Raw genomic sequence first — 17,322 nt, forward strand, 5'->3', positions numbered from 1 at the left:
CTGCTCACCAGGCGAAATGCTCGGAGATTGAGACATATGGAACACTCGACGGTGTGAACCGAGTCTCCCGAGTAGCCCCCGCTGTTGCCGTTACCACACTGTTTCTGGGTGCCTGCGGGTCCTCGGACTCGCCCGATCCGGCACCGGCCACGACGAGCAATTCGTCCACGCCTGCGTCGACATCTCCGAATTCGAGCTCGGCGACGGTCTACAACCTGCCCGGCAGTGGAGTGTTCCCCGAGGGCATCACGGCCGCGGACGACACGTTCTATGTGACGTCCACATCCGATGGCGCGGTGTTCCGCGGAACCGTCGGCTCCCCGGACGTCTCGGTGTTCCTGCCCGGCGGCGCGGACGGACGCACCGCGGCTGCCGGAATCGACGTGACCGACGACGACGATCGCGCCGACTACTTGGTGATCGCCGGTGGGGCCACCGGCAAGGTGTGGGTGTACGACGCCGATTCCGGTGATCTGATCGGAACGTTCACCAACGGTCTCGGCACCGATGCGACATTCCTCAACGACGTCGCCATTGCCGACAACGGTGATGCCTACATCACGGACTCACGCAGCCCGGCGTTGTACCGCATTCCCGTCGAGCAGATGACGGCCGGAACGCAGGACGCTCCGTTGGAGACGTTCGTGAGCTTCGACGGCACTCCGTTCGCGTACGGGGAGGGCTTCAACGCGAACGGCATCGTCGAGAACGACGACGAATCGGCGTTGATCGTCGTGCAGTCCAGTACCGGCAACCTCTATCGGATCGACAAGACCTCGAAAGAGGTCACCCAGGTGGACCTCGGCGGCGCGACCCTGACCAACGGCGACGGCCTCGAAATGGACGACGACACCTTGTATGTCGTCCGCAATCGTGACGGGCTCATCGCCAAGGTCGACCTCGATGACGACGGCAGAACCGGCGCGGTCACCGGTGAGATCACCGATGCATCGTTCGCCTACCCCACAACCGTTGCGGCAGTGGACGATCGACTGCTCGTGGTCAACAGTCAGTTCGACAAGCGTGGGGGAGAGCCCGTCGAGCCGTTCACCGTCAGCTCCGTTCCCGAGTAGAGCGGCTGCGCCGCAGGTGCACGGAAACTCGTAGCAGGGGTCGAGGTTCCACGCACGACGATCACTCGGCGACGATGGCGTCGATCTGACCGATCGCCGACGCCATGCCCTCCTCCATGCCCATCGCGACGAGTTCTTCGAGCTGGCTCAGGCTGTCGAATCGAGACCGGATGGTCATACGCGTTCTGCCGTCGACGTCCTCGAGAGTTACCACGGCGTGCGTGACGGGCAGCGTCGACGACGGGTTGCCGGAGTCGTCGGCGAACCCGTCGTCGAAGGACAGCGTGATCGGAGCTGAAATATCGGTGAAAAGCCACCAGCCGGCAGCCTTTTCGCCTTCGGGCCCGGACATGTAGTACGACGCCTTGCCGCCCGGAACGAAGTCGTGGGAGACGAATGTCGCAGGCCATGTCGGCGGACCCCACCACCGTTCGAGCTTGCGTGGGTCCTCCCAGATCTGCCAGACGCGTTCTACTTTCGCGTCGAACTCCGCGACCACGGTCATGGTCAAATTCTCTGCATCCTTGTGTGAGCTGATGAACGGCATGATTCAGCCTTTCTCGTCCTGGGAAAGAAGTTCGTCGATCCGCCCGACGCGATCTCGCCATATCTCTTCGTATCCGTCGAGCAAGGCGCGGGCTCGGGCGATGGTGTCCAATCGAACTCGCACGATCTGCTCCCTGCCACGCCTGTGTTTCGTGATCACCGCAGCGCGTTCGAGAACTGCGACGTGTTTCTGTACGGCGGCGAAACTCATGGCGTAGTGAGAAGCCAACTCCGAGACCGACAGTTCACCGACAGTGACCTTCGCGACGATGTCACGACGGGTCGTGTCGGCGAATGCCTGGAAGAGGCGATCGATGCCGGCGTCACCCAGCTGATCTACAACCATGTGGTTGTACGTTACTCGACGCCACAGCCTCGGTAAAGGTATGTAGATCGGTTCTTCGGGCAACATGGAGTGTGGACGGCGATCGACGTCGTCCCGGAGGGTGGAGACAACGTGCAGATTCGACCGGCCAGGATCGGCGCTCTGTTGATCGTGTTGGGTGCGCTGGTGGTGCTGGTTCTCGATGTGTCCACCGCTTTGCAGACGCCCTTGCACTTGCGTCGCACGATCAGCGAATACGGACTCGGCGCGCAGCAGTGGGTGTTCTCGATCGGGGTGGTTCTGCTCGCCTTCGGCTCGGCACTCACTCTTGCGTCCGCACTTCGGCATCGACTCACTCGGCCCACATCGGCCGCGTCGATCTGCCTGACCCTGTGGACCGTGGGACTCGTGGCCGTCGTCGCGGTGCCGAAGCAGGATTGGTCCAACGACGCGTCGCTGAGCGTCGGCGGCACGATTCACCGACTCGGTGCGGCCGTGGCGTTCGTCAGCATCCCGGTAGCCGTCTTTCTCTTCTCCCGCCCGTGGATTCGTGACGCCGTGTGGGCGGCTCGGGCCCGGATCACACTGGGACTGAGCTTGCTGTCGGTCGTGACGCTGCTGCCCATCGTTTACGCACTGGTCGCCGGTGCCACCGGCCCGCGACCCTGGTACCGGGTGGTCACCCTCGGTTACGTGGAGCGAGTGCTCGTTGTCGCCGAAGTGATCGCGCTGATATCGCTGGCCCTGTGGGTGTGGGCGGCGGAACGTAGGAGTGTTCACGCGGTCGACTCGCAGGAAATCAAGGCCTCGCAGCGCGTATAGGGAACCGATCGTGTGCCCGTCGCGTCCAACCTCTCAGTGACGTCTGTGTCGAGAGGTTGAACGAATGCGGGTAATGGGTGGGAGTCGGCTCGCGGCGGTGTGTGCTTCGGCCCTGGTGTTGGCGGGTTGCACGGGCGCGACGCAGGGGAGTCCAGTCGCCAGTGGATCCTCTTCGCCGGAATCGACGACGGTGGCAGCCGGCCCGGAGCCATTCGACCCCTGCACCATTCCCAAATCTGCAGTGACCGCAAGTGGGTTGGACGTCAGCACCGAGCGACCGGACTTCGCGGGCATCACGACGTACCCCGGCTGGAAGGGCTGTACCTGGGATGGGGTCGCGCAGAAAAGCTGGTACTACGTTGCTGTCTTGTCATCGCTGGAGTCCATCGACGAATTGCTGCTCAGCCCCTCGTTCGTGCGCGGGGTGGACTTGAAACTGTCCGAGCGCACCGCCACCCAACTGCGCCATGCCGACGAGATGCAGTTCCTCGGTTGCGCAGTCGCTCTGAACACGGATGACGGTCTGATCGTGCTCGACCTTCAAAAGAAGGGTTCACGCGACCTGGAGGGTGAACCGTGCACCGAAGTCAATCGTCATGCAGCTGATTTGGAACCGTTCTTTCCGACCTAGATAGGACACTGAAAACAATGGAGCCGTACGGGCTGAACCACAATCTCGGCCACTGGCGTTCACTCCGAGATCAGGCGGTCGCGGGCGAACTCGATGTCGAACCAGGAGTCGCCGCTCGCTGCGACGCTGTTTGCGCCGAGTATCTGACGAAGCTCGACCGGATGCTCGAAATGACGACTTCGCTTGCTTGGCCGCAGTCTTGGGGTGACTTGGACTCAGCCCAACAACTTCAAGCCAAATTTCATCGCCTCGCGGTGGCCGAGGAGGGCTCCGCGCGCTTTGCGATCGAGCAGCAGATCGAGATCGTCAAGACGATGCGGGAGTTCTTTCAACACTATTTCGCGAGTGTCGAGGCCACGGATATCGCGACTGCCGCCACCGTAGAGGCGCTGTCCCCGCCGAGATAGACGAAAGATCCCGACGACCCAGTTGCTCGGTCGTCGGGATCGATCGTTCGAAATACGCTGCTAGCGGGCCAGTTCCACTTCCGCTTCCTCGTCGACGAAGGGATCGCCGTTCCGCGGAGCGTTGTAGCGCTCGAGGTCGAGAATTCCTTCGCGCTTGGCAACGATGGTCGGCACCAATGCCTGACCGGTGACGTTGACTGCGGTGCGACCCATGTCCACGATCGGCTCCACTGCGAGCAGCAGACCGACGCCGGCCAACGGCAATCCGAGGGTCGACAGCGTGAGGGTGAGCATCACCGTCGCACCTGTTGTTCCTGCCGTTGCTGCAGAACCGATCACGGACACCACGATGATCAGCAGGTAGTCGGTGATGGTCAGATCGATGCCGTAGAACTGAGCGACGAACAGTGCCGCGATCGCGGGATAGATTGCCGCGCAACCGTCCATCTTGGTCGTCGCCCCGAGAGGAACAGCGAACGACGCGTACTCCCGCGGGACTCCGAGGTTACGTTCGGTGACGCGTTCGGTCAGTGGCAGGGTTCCGATCGACGAACGCGAAACGAAGCCCAGCTGGGTGGCAGGCCACACTCCCGAGTAGAAGTTGCGTACCGAAAGTCCATGTGCGCGAACGATCACCGGGTACACCACGAAGAACACCACAGCCAGACCGACGTAGATCGACACGGTGAAGACGCCGAGCGAGCCGATGGCATCCCAGCCGTAGGTCGCCACCGCGTTGCCGATGAGTGCGGCGGTGCCGATCGGCGCGAGGCGAATGATCCACCACAGAACCTTCTGCACGATGGCCAACAGCGACGCGTTGAACGCGAGGAACGGCTCGGCCTTCTTGCCGACCTTGAGCGCTGCGATACCGATGGCAGCGGCGATGACCAGCAACTGCAAGATGTTGAAGCTCAATGATGTGGTTGCGGTGCCGCTCTCGGCGACAGTGGTCTTCGCGCCGAGTGCGAGAAAGTTGTTCGGTACCAGTCCGGTGAGGAACGACCACCACGATCCGACACTCGACGGATCGCCCGCCGAATCGGCACCTGCGCTGGTACGCGAACCGGGCTGCGCGACCAACCCGATCACGATGCCGATGATGACGGCGATGAATGCCGTGATGGCGAACCACCACAGCGTCTGAATGGCGAGACGCGCGGCATTGGTGACTTCGCGCAGGTTGGCGATCGAACTGACAATTGCGGTGAACACCAGCGGGATCACCGCGACGGTGAGCAGTTTGACGTAGCTCGAACCGATGGTCGACAGCGTGCCGACCAACCAGTTCTCGTTGCCGTCTGCAGCATCGGGCATCGACCGGGCGATGAGTCCGAATACGACACCGAGGACGAGACCGGCAACGATCTGTGGACCGAACGCGGTTGCCCAGGTAGGGACACGGCGCGTTCGGGTAGCGCTGGGCGCAGACATGGATATGCCTTTCGAAAAGGAGAGGTGTCGCCGAGGATGGACGACAGAAATACTCGCCGGCCGATCGGCCGAGCGGAGGGGATGCGGTCTAGAGAACCGTCAACAGGTAGCGCTGGCTTGCAGACGCAAGTCGACATAGCGTCGAGAGGTCAGCAGCGGATTCACTGATCGAACGGTACTCCGTGTCCGAACAGTGCAATCAAGCAGGGGCGGGCTCTGAGGGATCACTGTGGAATCGGTATGGGTGCGCCTCGGCGACGCTCGGACTTCGTATTGGTGGGTTAGCTTGAGGTTTCTTCCCACCGACGAAACGAGATCATGAGTACCGTATCGAAGTCCCGAGGATTGGCCGGGCGACTCGTTCGTGCCTTCTGCGCGGTGGTCGCAGCCCTGGTGGCCGTCGTTCTGGCATCGGCCGGTTGGGTGGCATACACGACGGCGGGGAAGGTCTACGACGTCGAGGATGCGCCGGACGCACCGGTGGCCATCGTCCTCGGTGCACAGGTGCGCGACGGCAAGCCGATGCGATTTCTCTCCGGACGTCTCGACACTGCGATTGCGTTGATGGCGGCGGGGAAGATCAAGGCAATTCTGGTTTCCGGTGATGCAGACGGTAACTCGGGCAACGAGATTCAAGCGATGACCGACTATCTGATCGAGCACGGAATCGATCCTGCGGTGATCATCGGAGACGATCACGGCATCGACACTTACGACACCTGCGCACGGGCGAAAGAGACCTTCGGGGTCGAACGCGGACTCATCATCAGCCAACCCCTTCATGTATCGCGAGCAGTAGCGTTGTGCGAGGACATGGACCTCGACGTCGATGGGGTCACGGCGGAGTGCATCGACTGCAATACCCTTGCGGTGGTGCGTAATTACGCGCGAGAGTTGTTGGCGCGTCCCAAGGCCGTGCTGGATTTGTGGTCCGGCCGCGATCCCGTGGTGGTCTCCCCGCCTGTCGATTCGCTCGCGACCATCACCGACCGATGAGTGTGGCCGACGGCGAGGTGTGAATCAGCCCCTCGGTTCTGGATATGTGCCTCCGATCGGCGTCGGTCATTCGAAGCAGGGGAGCCGATCAGGCGGACGACGGGGATGGCGACGGCTCCAGCCCGGCTACAGTGAGCTGGCCCGGTTCGACGACTCAGCGGACCCGTTTTTCAGGAGAAGTGAACGCTTGAGCTGGATCCGCTTGAACGACGTCGCCAAGGGATACGACCAGAAGGTGATGTTGCGCGAGGTGTTCTTTCGTCTCGCTGACGGCGATCGCATCGGTCTGATCGGCCGCAACGGTACGGGCAAGACCACCCTGCTGCAGCTTCTTCTCGGGCGTGAGACGCCCGATTCCGGAACCGTCGATGTCACCGAGGGCGCACGAATCGGGTACTTCTCGCAGTTCTCGGAACTCGACGGCGATCGCAGCATCCAAGCGGAGCTCGAATCGCTGTTCGTCGCTGTCCACGCGATCGAGGTCGAGTTGGCCGGAGTCGAGGCAGCACTCGGCGGTGATCTCGACGAGAAGCAGATGTACAAGCTCGTCGATCGGCAAGCCGAACTGCTCGACGCCATGGAGAACAGCGGCGGTTGGACCTACCACCAGCAGATCGACACGGTGCTGTCGATGCTCGGATTCAACGCCGAACGACGTGAGCTCCCCGTCGATCGCCTGTCGGGTGGTTGGCGCAACCGCGCAGCGCTGGCCAAGATCCTGATCGAGGCACCCGACGTCCTGCTGCTCGACGAGCCGACCAACTTCCTCGACGTTGCCGGAATCGCCTGGCTCGAACGGTGGCTACGCGACTTCCGCGGTGCGCTCCTCGTCGTCTCGCACGACCGCGCGTTTCTCGAGCAGGTCGTCACCAGCATCGTCGAAATCGAGAACCATCACCTGCAGACGTACGACGGAAGCTATTCGGAATACGTTCAGCAGAAGCAGTTCAGGCTCAAGAACCTCGAACGTGAGTTCAGCAACGAACAACAATTGCTGGCCTACGAGCAGGAAGCGATCAGCGATCGCAAGGAAGCCGTGAAGAACCCCAGCGGGGTGCTCAAGCGTCGGCTGGCGAACATCAAGAAGAGCAAGAGTCCGCGCCCGGTCGACACGGTGGTCACTGCGATCTACGGCGGACTGCACGTGCACGACAACCTGGCCGAGATCAGTGGAATCTCCAAAAGCTATGGCGAGCAACGACTTTTCGAGAACATCTCGTTCACCGTGCACCGCGGCGACCGTATCGCCATCACCGGACCCAACGGATGTGGAAAGACCACTCTGGTGGACATCCTCGTCGGTGCCGAGCAACCGGACGACGGCAAGATAAAATGGAAGACCAAGGCTCCGTCGTTCATCTACTACAACCAGGTGCTGGCCGATCTCGATCTCGACGACACCGTGTCGCACTCGGTCAACGCAATGCCGGGCAGTCTCGCACTCACGGCAACGAAGAAGGAAGTGCACCGCTTCCTGACGCTGCTGCAGTTCTCCGAGCTGGATCTCAAGTCGAAGATCGGAGTTCTGTCCGGAGGCCAGAAAGCGCGCGTCGCCCTGGCTCAGTGCCTACTGTTCGGCGCAGGCGTCATCGTGCTCGACGAGCCCACCAACCATCTCGACCTGCAGAGCACTCAGGTACTCGAACGCGCCTTGATGGCGTTTCCCGGTGCGGTGATTCTGGTGAGTCACGACAGGTTCTTCGTCGAGAAGGTGGCCTTTCGGCAGTTGTCGTTCGATGGCAAGGGCGGCGTCACCGAAATCGCCGGTGTGCAGATGGCCTGACCTTCCGGGCTACCCGTTGATCTTCGACGTGGACGTGCCCCACTCGGCGTCGCGCAACTCCTTCTTTCGGATCTTGCCGGTCGATGTCTTCGGCAACTCGACGATGAATTCGACTGCGCGCGGGGCTTTGTACGACGCGATAGCCGATTTCACGTGCGACACGAGCTCTGCCTCGGAGGCGTCCGCACCCGGCACCAGCACCACGAATGCCTTCGGTCGCTCTCCCCATTTGTCGTCCGGCACTCCGATGACCGCCACATCGGCGACGGCTGGGTGGCTGGCAAGTGCCTGTTCGACCTCGATCGTCGAGATGTTCTCGCCGCCGGAAATGACGACGTCCTTGGCGCGATCGAGCAGCTGAACGTAGCCGTCGGGATGCATCACCCCGAGATCTCCTGAATGGAACCAGCCGCCCGCGAAGGCCTGCGTCGTACCGGCTGCGTCGTCGTAGTACCCCTTCATGACGTTGTTGCCGCGCATGACGATCTCACCCATTTCGACGCCGTCGGGTTCGACGTCGATCAACGTTCCGCCTGCATCCGGCTTGTCTCGCACCACGCGCAAACGGTCGGCAGTGAGCATGCCGACTCCCTGTCGAGCCAAGCGCTGAGCCTGGTCGTCGGCGTCCAATTCGAGCCATTCCTGTTTCGCCTCGCACACCGAGTACGGACCGTAGGTCTCGGTGAGGCCGTACACGTGTACGAGCGTCGCTCCCAGCGCTCGGATCTTGCTGATGATCGTCGGACTCGGTGGAGCGCCCGCCGTGACGATGGTCAGGGGTCTGTCGAGCGAATGCGCCTCTGCGGCAGTGGCAAGAGTGGTCAGCACCGTCGGCGCGCCGGCAAGGTGATCGACACCGTTGTCGATGGCCGACCAGATAGCGTCTCCGCGCACTCCGCGGAGGCACACGTGCGTGCCCGACGCGGCCGTGACCGCCCAGGTGGTGCACCATCCGTTGCAGTGGAACATCGGCAGTGTCCACAGGTATCGGGTGTCGATGCCGAATCCCTGGTGGTGCAGTTCTCCGAGCGAATTGAGATAGGCACCGCGGTGGGTGTACATCACGCCCTTGGGTCGACCGGTGGTGCCCGAGGTGTAGTTGATCGTGATGGTCGACGTCTCGTCGTCGACCTCCCACTCCAGTGGATCGTCGGAGCCTCTCTCGAGGAAGGCATCGTATCGAGTGGCGTGCGGCAGCGTTGCGTAACTGCCGTCGACGGCGGGTGTCTCGACGATCTCACGGACCGAATCGGCGATCGGATCTGTTCCGAGTCCGGACAGCAGCTCCGAATCACCCACCAGCAGAACCGAACCGGAGTGATCGCAGATGTAGCGAACCTCGGCGGGCGACAGTCTGGTGTTGATTGCGACCAGAACGGCACCGGCCAGTGGAACCGCGTAGTGCGCGAACAACAGCTCTGCAGAGTTGGACGCGATGTAGGCCACCCGATCTCCGTGGCCGACACCCGACGCGCGCAGTGCGTGCGCGAGCCGGGTGACGTCGGCAGCGAACTGCTCGTAGGTGAATGTCCTGGGCCCGTCCACCACGGCGGTCTTGTGGGGGTGGACCTCCGCTGCGCGTTCGAGAAAGCGAAGGGGCGTCAGGGGAGTATCGAGACCGGTCATGGCAGTCAATGTAGCGCGCACTACGAGGCCAGATCGGATTTGTCGATACGTTCGCGCCCACCGGTAAGGTCCGCGCGTTCGGCGGCGGCGCGGCCGGCATGCGATCCCGCTGTATTGTCGCTGCTGAACCTGATCGTTCTCGTCGTCGGATGCCGGGCCGCGAACGCTCGGTCGACTGCGTCGGTTCGTTCCGCCATGATGGGCACCAGCGCAGAGCCGTGTTGTCGAGTGGCGGCCGCGGTGGCGCGGTCGCGTGCTTCGGTCAGTCGTTCGCCGATACGGTGGGCGTAGGCGATCAAGAATGCGTTGCGGAAACTACGGGTCCGCGCTGCCGGCGAATCGGCCACCTCGTCGAGTGCGCGCGTCGCTTGCACGAGTAGCGAGGTGTAGAGGAGCTCGCACAGATCGAGATCGACGGGCATGCCGATGATGCTGGCCAGCAAGTACTTCTTCTTCCACAGTGTCCTGGCACCATTTGCATGGCATACGCAGTGCAGCAGAAGCAGTTTGGCTTTGGAGTACGGATTGCTCACCATGATGCGTCGCGTGACGACATCGTCGATCAGGCTGCGAGGGTTCCCCACATCGAGAAGCGCGCTGTCGATCGCGTAGCGCGTCATCAAATCTTGGGCTTTGGCCGATAACGCCTCGGCCTCAGCGGGGAATTGCGTCGACTCGGCCTTGGCCAGCAGCCCTCGGATTCTGCCGAGCATCTTCGAGTCCGTGGCTCGCCGGGGGCCGGTCGCTGCCGACTGTGAGGTCCACCTGGCCGGAGGGGGCAGGAGCTTCTCGAGGGGCAACAGCCATGTCGAACAACCGAGTACGAGCAAAAGGGTGTACCAGGACTGCGCCGACGATCGTCGGTTGTACGAACGCCATCGCTGAAGTCTCTCGGCGGTCGTGCCCCCGGCGGAGTCGACTCGCAGCTCGGATAGCTGATCACGCCATGAATCCGGAGCGAGGCGCTCGGCCGAGCTTCGTGCCGTGTGTGCTCCGATGGCCTCGACGATGACCACTGTGCCGTCGCCTCCGGCGCACTGAAGCGTGACATGAACGAGTTCGGTTGGCTGCCAACCGTTCTCGAACGCCGTGTCGAGAGCATCGTCGAGTGTTCGCGCCGCGCAATCGTGCACCGAACGACTCTGTTGCGCATCCAGAGCGGCCAAGCGTTCCGCTACCAGCCGGACCCTGTCTTTTCCCGCTGATCCGAGTTGGGCGAATCCGATTCCGCTGTCGAGTAATTCGCTCGGATCGGCATCCTGCCACGCGCTGGTCGCCCGCGTGTACTTGAAAAAACTGTCCAAATCGATACGACTCATCGTCGTCCCCTCCACGTCCCCCGGTGTGGTCACCGAACTGTTCGGTGAGACGCAGAGTAGGGGAGGGGTCCGACAAACTATTCGAACGTGTCAGCGAGGGGCAAGCATCTGTAGCAATTCCTCGACCGACGGCAGACCGGGGATCACAGGAAGGTTGGGAACAGAGACGGCGGCGGGCGGTGCCGTCAGTTCGATTCCGCCGAGCGCGCCCAAGACGTCGTCGGTGTTGGTGCTGCTCGGTCCGTACGTGTTGGAGGCGACGACGAAATCATCGCCGATCGACGCTGACGCGACAACACTCGACCGGTCGTCGGCCCATCCCCACTTGCTCCCCGTCACGCCGGCCAACTGCTGGGTGCCCCAGTCCTGAACCATTCCGTCGCGTGCCACAGGAGCCGCGGTGTTCATCCAGGCGAGGACCGGGCTGGCGGGGTCGGTGCGCTTCTTCGCCGCCAAGAATCGCACGGTGTCGGCTGTGCTCGTGGACGAGCTGCCCCGGAAACCTCCCCGCGAGGTAGAGGTGAGTCCGTACTCCGCGGCGGTCGCCGATATTGCCTGGGGGTACTTGTTGTCGAGCGTCGATGCGGCACCGTCGTCGCTGACCTGGATCATCCGCGCGGCGAGGTCGAGGTCTCTCGGCGAACCATCGCCGAAGCGGACGACGTAATCGGCCATGTAGAGCTTGACCGTCGACAGTCCCGGGCGCGCCGAATTGTCCTCAGCGCTGCCCACATAGGTCCCTGTCGGGAGATGTTCGTACGACAACGACGTCCGTGCCGGGACATCGGAGAGGTCGCCGGGTGTCGGCAAAGCCTGGGCCGGTGCCGCGCATACCAACGCCATGGCAATACCGACAATTGGGACAGCGGTTCTGGTGAAGATGCGTCGCAGGGCCGGCATCTCGTGCTCCTCGAGGTGTTGGCCCGCCGTGAGTCGGTGACCGATGACTGTAGTTACCCCGATAGTAGACGCTTCAACCTCGAGGCCGTCCGGATGAATGCGACGTTGTTGCACTCGGAGCGACCGAAAGGCACATTGATCCCAACCGGGGTGCGCGATCGGTCAGGAGCGGCGCAGCGTCGAGAGCAGTGCTTTCGAGCGTCGCAGTGGGCTTCGACTCGAGTCGGTCGGCCACGTGCTGGGCAACTCGATGGGGTCCGTCAGGCGACCGGCATTGAAGTCGTCGACCAGGTGTCCGACGGTTTCCTGGGCGCAGGATTTGTTGGTGCCGATGAATCCCGAGGGGCCACGCTTGATCCAGCCGGTGACGTAGGTGCCGATCGCCGTCGACCCACCTACTTCCTCCAGGACGCGCCCGCCGTTGTTGGGAATGATGCCGGCACGATCGTCGAACGGAACTCCGGGGAGCGCGACGCCGCGGTAGCCGATGGAGGTGAGGACGAGCCCGGCCTCGACGACGTCCACGTCGCCGGTCGGGACGCTGCGAACCACGTCCTCGCTGTCGGCGGACAGGCCCATCCGCTCGAACTCGACGCCCGTCACTCGATCGGTGCCGAGGATGCGGGTGGGGGAGAGAAGATAGCGCAGGGTGATTCGCCTGCGGCCGTCGCTGTGTTCGGGGGATTCGTCGACGTGGCGAAGCAACTGCAGCTTCTGCGCCACGGCGTGGGGAAGGTCGTCGGTGCTTGCGAGTCGGACGGTGACCGGATCGAGCGCGAGTTCGCTGCGGTCGATGGCCAGGTCGATATCGGGGACGGTCAGCAGCCCGGCGAACTCGGGAACGGTGAAGGCGGACTGCGCCACGCCGCGGCGACCGACGACGACCACCTCGCGAATGGAGCTGTGGCGCAATGCGTCCAACGCGTGCGGAGCGATGTCGGTCCGAGCGAGCGCATCCGGATTCATCGTCAGAATGCGGGCGACGTCGAGGGCAACGTTGCCGTTGCCGACGACCACCGCGCGCTCGTGCGAGAGATCGAACGTGCGATGTGCGTGGTCGGGGTGGCCGTTGTACCAGGCGACGAAGTCGGTTGCCGAACTGCGCCCGGGCAATTCGGCACCGGGAATACGGAGCTCACGATCCGATGAAGCCCCGACCGCGTAGATGACGGCGTGGTGGGTGTCCATCAACTCGTCGTGCGTGACGTCCTTGCCGACCTCCACGCCGAGGTGGTACGTGAATCCCTCTTGCGCAGAGATGGTTTCGAATAGGCGAGATACCTGACGCGTCTTCTGATGATCGGGTGCGACGCCGAGTCGAGCGAGGCCGTGTGGTTGTGGGAGTCGGTCGTAGACATCGACTCTCACGCCCGGCTGCGTGAGCAGCTCGTCCGCGGCGTACATCGCCGATGGGCCCGATCCGACGATCGCGACTCGCAGCGGCTGACGATCCCGCGAGACCGACGCAGCAGGCGTGACCGGTGCCAGGATGGGCCGAGGCGGGCGCTCCTGTTTGTAGAAATCCGCATTGATCGTCAGGAACGGCAGTTGTGCCTCTGTCAGTTTCGCCTTCGGCACAATGGCATCGACTGGGCAGGCCGAGACGCACGCGCCGCAGTCGACACACGACTGCGGGTCGATGTGCAACATCTCCGCCGTCAGGAAGTCCGGCTCGTCGGGAGTGGGATGAATGCAGTTGACAGGACACGCGTAGACGCACGATGCGTCGCTGCAACATGACTGGGTGACGACGTGGGGCATGAGGTTTCCTGACGGCTGGGGCGCGAGCTATGCGGCGAACTGGCTGGAACTGCGGTCGGGTTCGCTGCGGAAACGGGACGCTTTGCCGTCGATTCCGCACAGCTTCCACATCAGGCGAGCGGCGCGATTCATCATTCCGGTGTCGTTGGCCAGCATGCGGACGTCTCCGAAGTAGTCCTGCAGTGCGTGCTGCGACTCCGGAGTGCCCCAGAACAAGTCCTTTTTCACCTGCTTCGGGATGTCGAACTTCGTCCAGAACTTCTTCGGCGGAATGACGATGACGTCGCACAGAATGCGCATCGTGATCGGGAAGGCCAGCGAGAGCAAGAACCGTCCGGCCTTGGACATCTTGGGGACGCGGCGACGCAGCAACTGGTGTGCGAACGAGATGTGCCGCGCTTCCTCGGCGACGTGAATTGCCATGACACTCTGCATGATCGGGTGGATTTCTTCACCGGACCGCAGGACCGACTTCTGAATGTGGTCGATGGGCTCCTCGCCTGCGAGAACGCCGACGAAGAACAACTCGGGCAACAAAGTGGCGAACAGGGGGATGAACGGCGACAGCATCTTCATCGGGCGACTCATGCCGGGAGCATCGGAATCGACGCGGTTGACCATCTCCTGGAACATCAGGGTGTGGTTGCATTCTTCGATGGATTCGTGGGTGCAGTAGCGAGCCTCGGCCGAGCCGTTGGGCAGCGAGAACACGTACTGCATCATGCCGCGGATCAGAATGTTCTCGAACTGAAGACCGACCTTGGCGACGTTGGCCTGACGCCACATGCCGATCTCGATCTGCTTCTCGAGCGGCAGTGCTCGGTACCAGGCGTGGCCGCCGATCGGGTCCGTCTTCGCGGGCAGTACCCAGCGAGGATCGTTCGCGGGCACCGCGAACTTCTCGGACTCCCAGTCGATATCCACGTACGGGTCGAAGTGCTTGTGAACAGAACCCTCGGACAACAGGGTGAGTGTCTCGATGTATTGCTGCTCGTCCGCGGTGTCGGTATCGACCGAAACGGACGTGGTGCCTGTCGTCAGTGTCATGGCTTCTCCAAACGAGGTGCGAACATGGAGTTAATGTAACCCCAGTTAACACGAAAGGGAAGCGCGCTGAAAAACCGTGTTCGGTTTCCGTCTACTGTTCGTCCGAACGTTCGTCGGATACCTCGGCCACCTCGTCGGTCTCGAACAGTTGCAACTGGATCGCCGACGGATCGACCACCGGCGTGACCTGTTCGGGTGTGCTGCGCAGTACCTCGCGCAGCGCAGCCACGGCGCGGCCCCATTTGCCGGCTTCGCGGTCGGCCTCGTCGACGTCGCAGTGCTCGTCCCCGAGATCGGCAGCGACCGCCATGCCACGCCACGACGCCTCCTGCTCGGCGCTGATGCGCAGGTAGGAGGCGACGACATCGCGATCGGAGTCACAACGTTCGAGGACGGTGTCGAGGTCGAGTGGCTCCGCGGATTCGGCTATCAGATCGACCAATTCGAGCAGACCGTCCGGAAAGTCCTCGGCCTCGATCGGGGGCGGCGTCGGTTCGCCGAGCGCTCCACCGAAATCCTCGGCGAATTTCTCGTCGACCTGCTCCCATACGTGACTGAGCATCCGCACTGCCCACAGCAAGTGATCGGCGACGAAGGGGGAGCCGCTCACCCGCACCTGGGCGACGATGCAGTCCTGGACCAGGTGCAGCATCACATCGGGTAGCTGCAAATTGAGATCGACCAACAACTCGGCTGCGCGGGTTCGTCCCGACACGGCGTGCACCAGCGTCGAATTGATCTCGACCACAGGCTCGGTGGGCTTGACCGACACGTATGCGGTGCCGTTGACGAACCGCAGGGGGATGTCGCCGTCGGGGTCGTGATCCGGCGGGAAACCGAACCACGGCTCGAGCGCTCGATCGACCAGTTGCTGCAGGTGTTCCTTGCCCTTGGGCTGTACGCACATCGGAACGACAGTGATGCCGGGCTCGGGGGTGGCGACGTCGAAACTCGGTACGTCGTATCGGCCGGTGGCGCGCGAGCTCAGGAACGACGGATGCGGGAGACCCCAGATGTCACGGAACACCGCAACGGTCGTCTTGGCCAGATCGTCGGACCAGGATCGATTCCGGTCCACGTGCGGTGCAGTCGGTTCGGAATCGACCGACATGCGAAACCCCAACGCGCTGAGCGCTTCCCGCTGCTCTTCGGTGATGGCACGGCTGTGATGCAGGTGCTCGTTCGCCGGGATCTCGCAGCGAACCATATCGAGATCCCAGGCGTAGAACTGCACGCAGGCTGCGGTGTCGGGCACGCCGTCGGTGCTGTCGTATCGCGACTCGATCACCAGCGCATCGCCGTCGCGCATCGCGCTGACGTAGTCGCCGAGTCTGCGCTGGAACTGCATCCAGGCAGCGTCGACGTCGAAGTCGAACTCGAGTGAATCGCTCATGTCGGCTCCTTACCCAGATCGCGTTGGCGTAACGCACAGTCGGTGACGCTAGCGGCGACCACCGACACGGTCTCGGTGTTCGCGGGGGCCGTCACGACGACGCTGAATCCTCGACCGAGCTGTGGAGCGGGTCGTGCTGAGACTCCTCGTCGATCACACCGAACGGTAGGGCCTCGGCGACACCGTCGAGCACTGCCGGACGCAACGCGTGCGGAACGGCGAGTACTTCCTCGATCTTGACAAGGATGCCCTGCTCGATGAGGGATCGGACGCGGTGGTCGATCAACTGCGCCGTACGCAGATCCTCACCGTCGAGTTCGGCGTAGTCCTCGCCCTCGTTGTTGATGGGGAGCTCGTCCGTCATGGCGGCGAGCAGCGTCTGTACCGCGAAAGTGTTCGCCAGCGAACGTGACACATCGGGGTCGCCGGCATCTCCCGACAGCTGAACGCGAACGTGTTCGGCAACCAGCTCGTGCACGGTCTCGGCTCCGCGGCCGGCCAGCGAATGCGCATTGTCGCCCGGCCTGGCGGTGTCACCGTCTATGCGAATCAATTCGGTCGCGATGGCCGTCGACCAGTAGTCGACCGCGGCACCCACCTCGAGCCGGGCGGGATCGAGCGGGGTGGAGCCGACCGCGCGCTGCAGGTCGGCGTCCTCACCCACCGCCAACCCGTCGGCCACGCGCGCGACGATGTCGTCGAGGGCAGGTAGCAGCGGCAACGCGGAGATCGCGGCGAGTTCCTGGGCCAGCGAGACGTCGGGCAGATCGATGTCGTCGGCGTCGAGCATGTCCGGCTCGTCGCCTTGGAGGAAGTCCGAGAGATCCTCCATGCAGTGCGAGTAGTCCTCGGGAGTGCCGTCCCAGAGATCGGTCTCGTCGAGGAAGGTCAGGTACTGCAGTGACGTGAGTACCAGATTGACCGCGGTGTCCTCGGCCGTGTCGGACTCGTCCTGCAGGATGCGTTCCGCGGCGTCCACCAGCAAGTGTGCATCGGCGGGCAGCCAGGCACTGGGGGAAAAGCCGTTACGGGCTCCGGCCAGCTGGGTCAGTGTCGACGACACGAGTCGAGAGATCGCCTCCGATTGTTCCGACATCTCGCTCTCGTCGAGCCATTCGACGAAACCGTCGATCAGATCGGCGATGCGTTCGGTCACGGCACCGGTGGGGGCCGGTCGGGATTGCTGGTGGCGCCGTTGCCGGGCCTTGGTCTTTTCTGCACGTTTCTGTCCGCGGTTGGCAGGCCGCTTCGATCCCATG

16 protein-coding genes are annotated in these 17,322 nt (G+C 63.1%); 6 read left to right on the forward strand and 10 right to left on the reverse strand.

Annotated features, from left to right (window positions below):
• Positions 1–53: 53 nt before the first annotated feature.
• Positions 54–1,073 carry an SMP-30/gluconolactonase/LRE family protein gene (locus R3P93_RS22125; RefSeq protein ID WP_317534101.1) on the forward strand — a complete coding sequence of 340 codons (1,020 nt, stop codon included), beginning with the start codon at positions 54–56 and terminating at the stop codon, positions 1,071–1,073.
• A 61-nt stretch (positions 1,074–1,134) separates the two neighbouring features.
• Here the strand turns inward: R3P93_RS22125 and R3P93_RS22130 are convergent, their stop codons facing one another.
• Complete coding sequence (locus tag R3P93_RS22130) at positions 1,135–1,578, reverse strand: SRPBCC family protein (protein ID WP_317534102.1); 444 nt, start codon at positions 1,576–1,578, stop codon at positions 1,135–1,137.
• 45 nt (positions 1,579–1,623) lie between these two features.
• A complete protein-coding gene (locus R3P93_RS22135) occupies positions 1,624–1,965 on the reverse strand; it encodes an ArsR/SmtB family transcription factor (RefSeq protein ID WP_317534103.1) in 342 nt (113 codons plus the stop codon).
• Positions 1,966–2,076: 111 nt separating this feature from the next.
• Between R3P93_RS22135 and R3P93_RS22140 the strand changes: the two genes are divergently transcribed.
• The 3 genes from R3P93_RS22140 to R3P93_RS22150 all read left to right on the forward strand — a co-directional run bounded on the left by R3P93_RS22140 (position 2,077) and on the right by R3P93_RS22150 (position 3,804).
• Positions 2,077–2,766 (forward strand): DUF998 domain-containing protein, encoded by a 690-nt coding sequence (locus tag R3P93_RS22140; RefSeq protein ID WP_317534104.1) that lies wholly within the window; start codon positions 2,077–2,079, stop codon positions 2,764–2,766.
• 73 nt (positions 2,767–2,839) lie between these two features.
• Positions 2,840–3,397, forward strand: a complete 558-nt coding sequence (locus R3P93_RS22145) for a DUF3558 domain-containing protein (RefSeq protein ID WP_317534125.1) — start codon at positions 2,840–2,842, stop codon at positions 3,395–3,397.
• Positions 3,398–3,414: 17 nt separating this feature from the next.
• Complete coding sequence (locus R3P93_RS22150) at positions 3,415–3,804, forward strand: hypothetical protein (RefSeq protein WP_094639999.1); 390 nt, start codon at positions 3,415–3,417, stop codon at positions 3,802–3,804.
• A gap of 60 nt (positions 3,805–3,864) precedes the next feature.
• On the opposite strand, the gene R3P93_RS22155 is transcribed toward R3P93_RS22150, so the two are convergent.
• On the reverse strand, positions 3,865–5,238 hold the full coding sequence (locus R3P93_RS22155) for a dicarboxylate/amino acid:cation symporter (protein ID WP_068050920.1): 1,374 nt from the start codon (positions 5,236–5,238) through the stop codon (positions 3,865–3,867).
• Between the two features lie 318 nt (positions 5,239–5,556).
• On the opposite strand from R3P93_RS22155, the gene R3P93_RS22160 reads away from it, so the two are divergent.
• Positions 5,557–6,234 carry a SanA/YdcF family protein gene (locus R3P93_RS22160; RefSeq protein ID WP_068283171.1) on the forward strand — a complete coding sequence of 226 codons (678 nt, stop codon included), beginning with the start codon at positions 5,557–5,559 and terminating at the stop codon, positions 6,232–6,234.
• Between the two features lie 187 nt (positions 6,235–6,421).
• Entirely contained in the window at positions 6,422–8,017 is a 1,596-nt protein-coding gene (locus R3P93_RS22165) for an ABC-F family ATP-binding cassette domain-containing protein (RefSeq protein ID WP_068050916.1), read from the forward strand.
• Positions 8,018–8,026: 9 nt separating this feature from the next.
• Here the strand turns inward: R3P93_RS22165 and R3P93_RS22170 are convergent, their stop codons facing one another.
• The 7 genes from R3P93_RS22170 to R3P93_RS22200 form a co-directional block, all read right to left on the reverse strand.
• Positions 8,027–9,643: an AMP-binding protein gene (locus tag R3P93_RS22170; RefSeq protein ID WP_068050914.1), complete on the reverse strand. Its 1,617-nt coding sequence runs from the start codon at positions 9,641–9,643 to the stop codon at positions 8,027–8,029.
• 20 nt (positions 9,644–9,663) lie between these two features.
• Positions 9,664–10,962 carry a DUF2786 domain-containing protein gene (locus tag R3P93_RS22175; protein ID WP_317534105.1) on the reverse strand — a complete coding sequence of 433 codons (1,299 nt, stop codon included), beginning with the start codon at positions 10,960–10,962 and terminating at the stop codon, positions 9,664–9,666.
• 90 nt (positions 10,963–11,052) lie between these two features.
• Positions 11,053–11,862: a hypothetical protein gene (locus tag R3P93_RS22180; protein ID WP_317534106.1), complete on the reverse strand. Its 810-nt coding sequence runs from the start codon at positions 11,860–11,862 to the stop codon at positions 11,053–11,055.
• Positions 11,863–12,024: 162 nt separating this feature from the next.
• On the reverse strand, positions 12,025–13,623 hold the full coding sequence (locus R3P93_RS22185; RefSeq protein ID WP_317534107.1) for an FAD-dependent oxidoreductase: 1,599 nt from the start codon (positions 13,621–13,623) through the stop codon (positions 12,025–12,027).
• 27 nt (positions 13,624–13,650) lie between these two features.
• Positions 13,651–14,670: an AurF N-oxygenase family protein gene (locus R3P93_RS22190; protein ID WP_269595443.1), complete on the reverse strand. Its 1,020-nt coding sequence runs from the start codon at positions 14,668–14,670 to the stop codon at positions 13,651–13,653.
• A gap of 91 nt (positions 14,671–14,761) precedes the next feature.
• Positions 14,762–16,063: a T3SS (YopN, CesT) and YbjN peptide-binding chaperone 1 gene (locus tag R3P93_RS22195; protein ID WP_094640006.1), complete on the reverse strand. Its 1,302-nt coding sequence runs from the start codon at positions 16,061–16,063 to the stop codon at positions 14,762–14,764.
• Between the two features lie 91 nt (positions 16,064–16,154).
• Positions 16,155–17,321: a hypothetical protein gene (locus tag R3P93_RS22200; RefSeq protein WP_317534108.1), complete on the reverse strand. Its 1,167-nt coding sequence runs from the start codon at positions 17,319–17,321 to the stop codon at positions 16,155–16,157.
• Position 17,322 lies beyond the last annotated feature (1 nt).

Origin of the sequence: Rhodococcus cerastii (genome assembly GCF_033042195.1) — a bacterium.
Lineage (GTDB): Bacteria > Actinomycetota > Actinomycetes > Mycobacteriales > Mycobacteriaceae > Rhodococcoides.

What these genes read in the sequence shown, in the direction of transcription:
- R3P93_RS22130 (WP_317534102.1), bottom strand. Translation starts at nt 1,578, where the DNA reads ATGACCGTGGTCGCGGAGTTCGACGCGAAAGTAGAACGCGTCTGGCAG.
- R3P93_RS22135 (WP_317534103.1), bottom strand. Translation starts at nt 1,965, where the DNA reads ATGGTTGTAGATCAGCTGGGTGACGCCGGCATCGATCGCCTCTTCCAG.
- R3P93_RS22145 (WP_317534125.1), top strand. Translation starts at nt 2,840, where the DNA reads ATGGGTGGGAGTCGGCTCGCGGCGGTGTGTGCTTCGGCCCTGGTGTTG.
- R3P93_RS22150 (WP_094639999.1), top strand. Translation starts at nt 3,415, where the DNA reads ATGGAGCCGTACGGGCTGAACCACAATCTCGGCCACTGGCGTTCACTC.
- R3P93_RS22155 (WP_068050920.1), bottom strand. Translation starts at nt 5,238, where the DNA reads ATGTCTGCGCCCAGCGCTACCCGAACGCGCCGTGTCCCTACCTGGGCA.
- R3P93_RS22160 (WP_068283171.1), top strand. Translation starts at nt 5,557, where the DNA reads ATGAGTACCGTATCGAAGTCCCGAGGATTGGCCGGGCGACTCGTTCGT.
- R3P93_RS22170 (WP_068050914.1), bottom strand. Translation starts at nt 9,643, where the DNA reads ATGACCGGTCTCGATACTCCCCTGACGCCCCTTCGCTTTCTCGAACGC.
- R3P93_RS22175 (WP_317534105.1), bottom strand. Translation starts at nt 10,962, where the DNA reads ATGAGTCGTATCGATTTGGACAGTTTTTTCAAGTACACGCGGGCGACC.
- R3P93_RS22180 (WP_317534106.1), bottom strand. Translation starts at nt 11,862, where the DNA reads ATGCCGGCCCTGCGACGCATCTTCACCAGAACCGCTGTCCCAATTGTC.
- R3P93_RS22185 (WP_317534107.1), bottom strand. Translation starts at nt 13,623, where the DNA reads ATGCCCCACGTCGTCACCCAGTCATGTTGCAGCGACGCATCGTGCGTC.
- R3P93_RS22190 (WP_269595443.1), bottom strand. Translation starts at nt 14,670, where the DNA reads ATGACACTGACGACAGGCACCACGTCCGTTTCGGTCGATACCGACACC.
- R3P93_RS22195 (WP_094640006.1), bottom strand. Translation starts at nt 16,063, where the DNA reads ATGAGCGATTCACTCGAGTTCGACTTCGACGTCGACGCTGCCTGGATG.
- R3P93_RS22200 (WP_317534108.1), bottom strand. Translation starts at nt 17,321, where the DNA reads ATGGGATCGAAGCGGCCTGCCAACCGCGGACAGAAACGTGCAGAAAAG.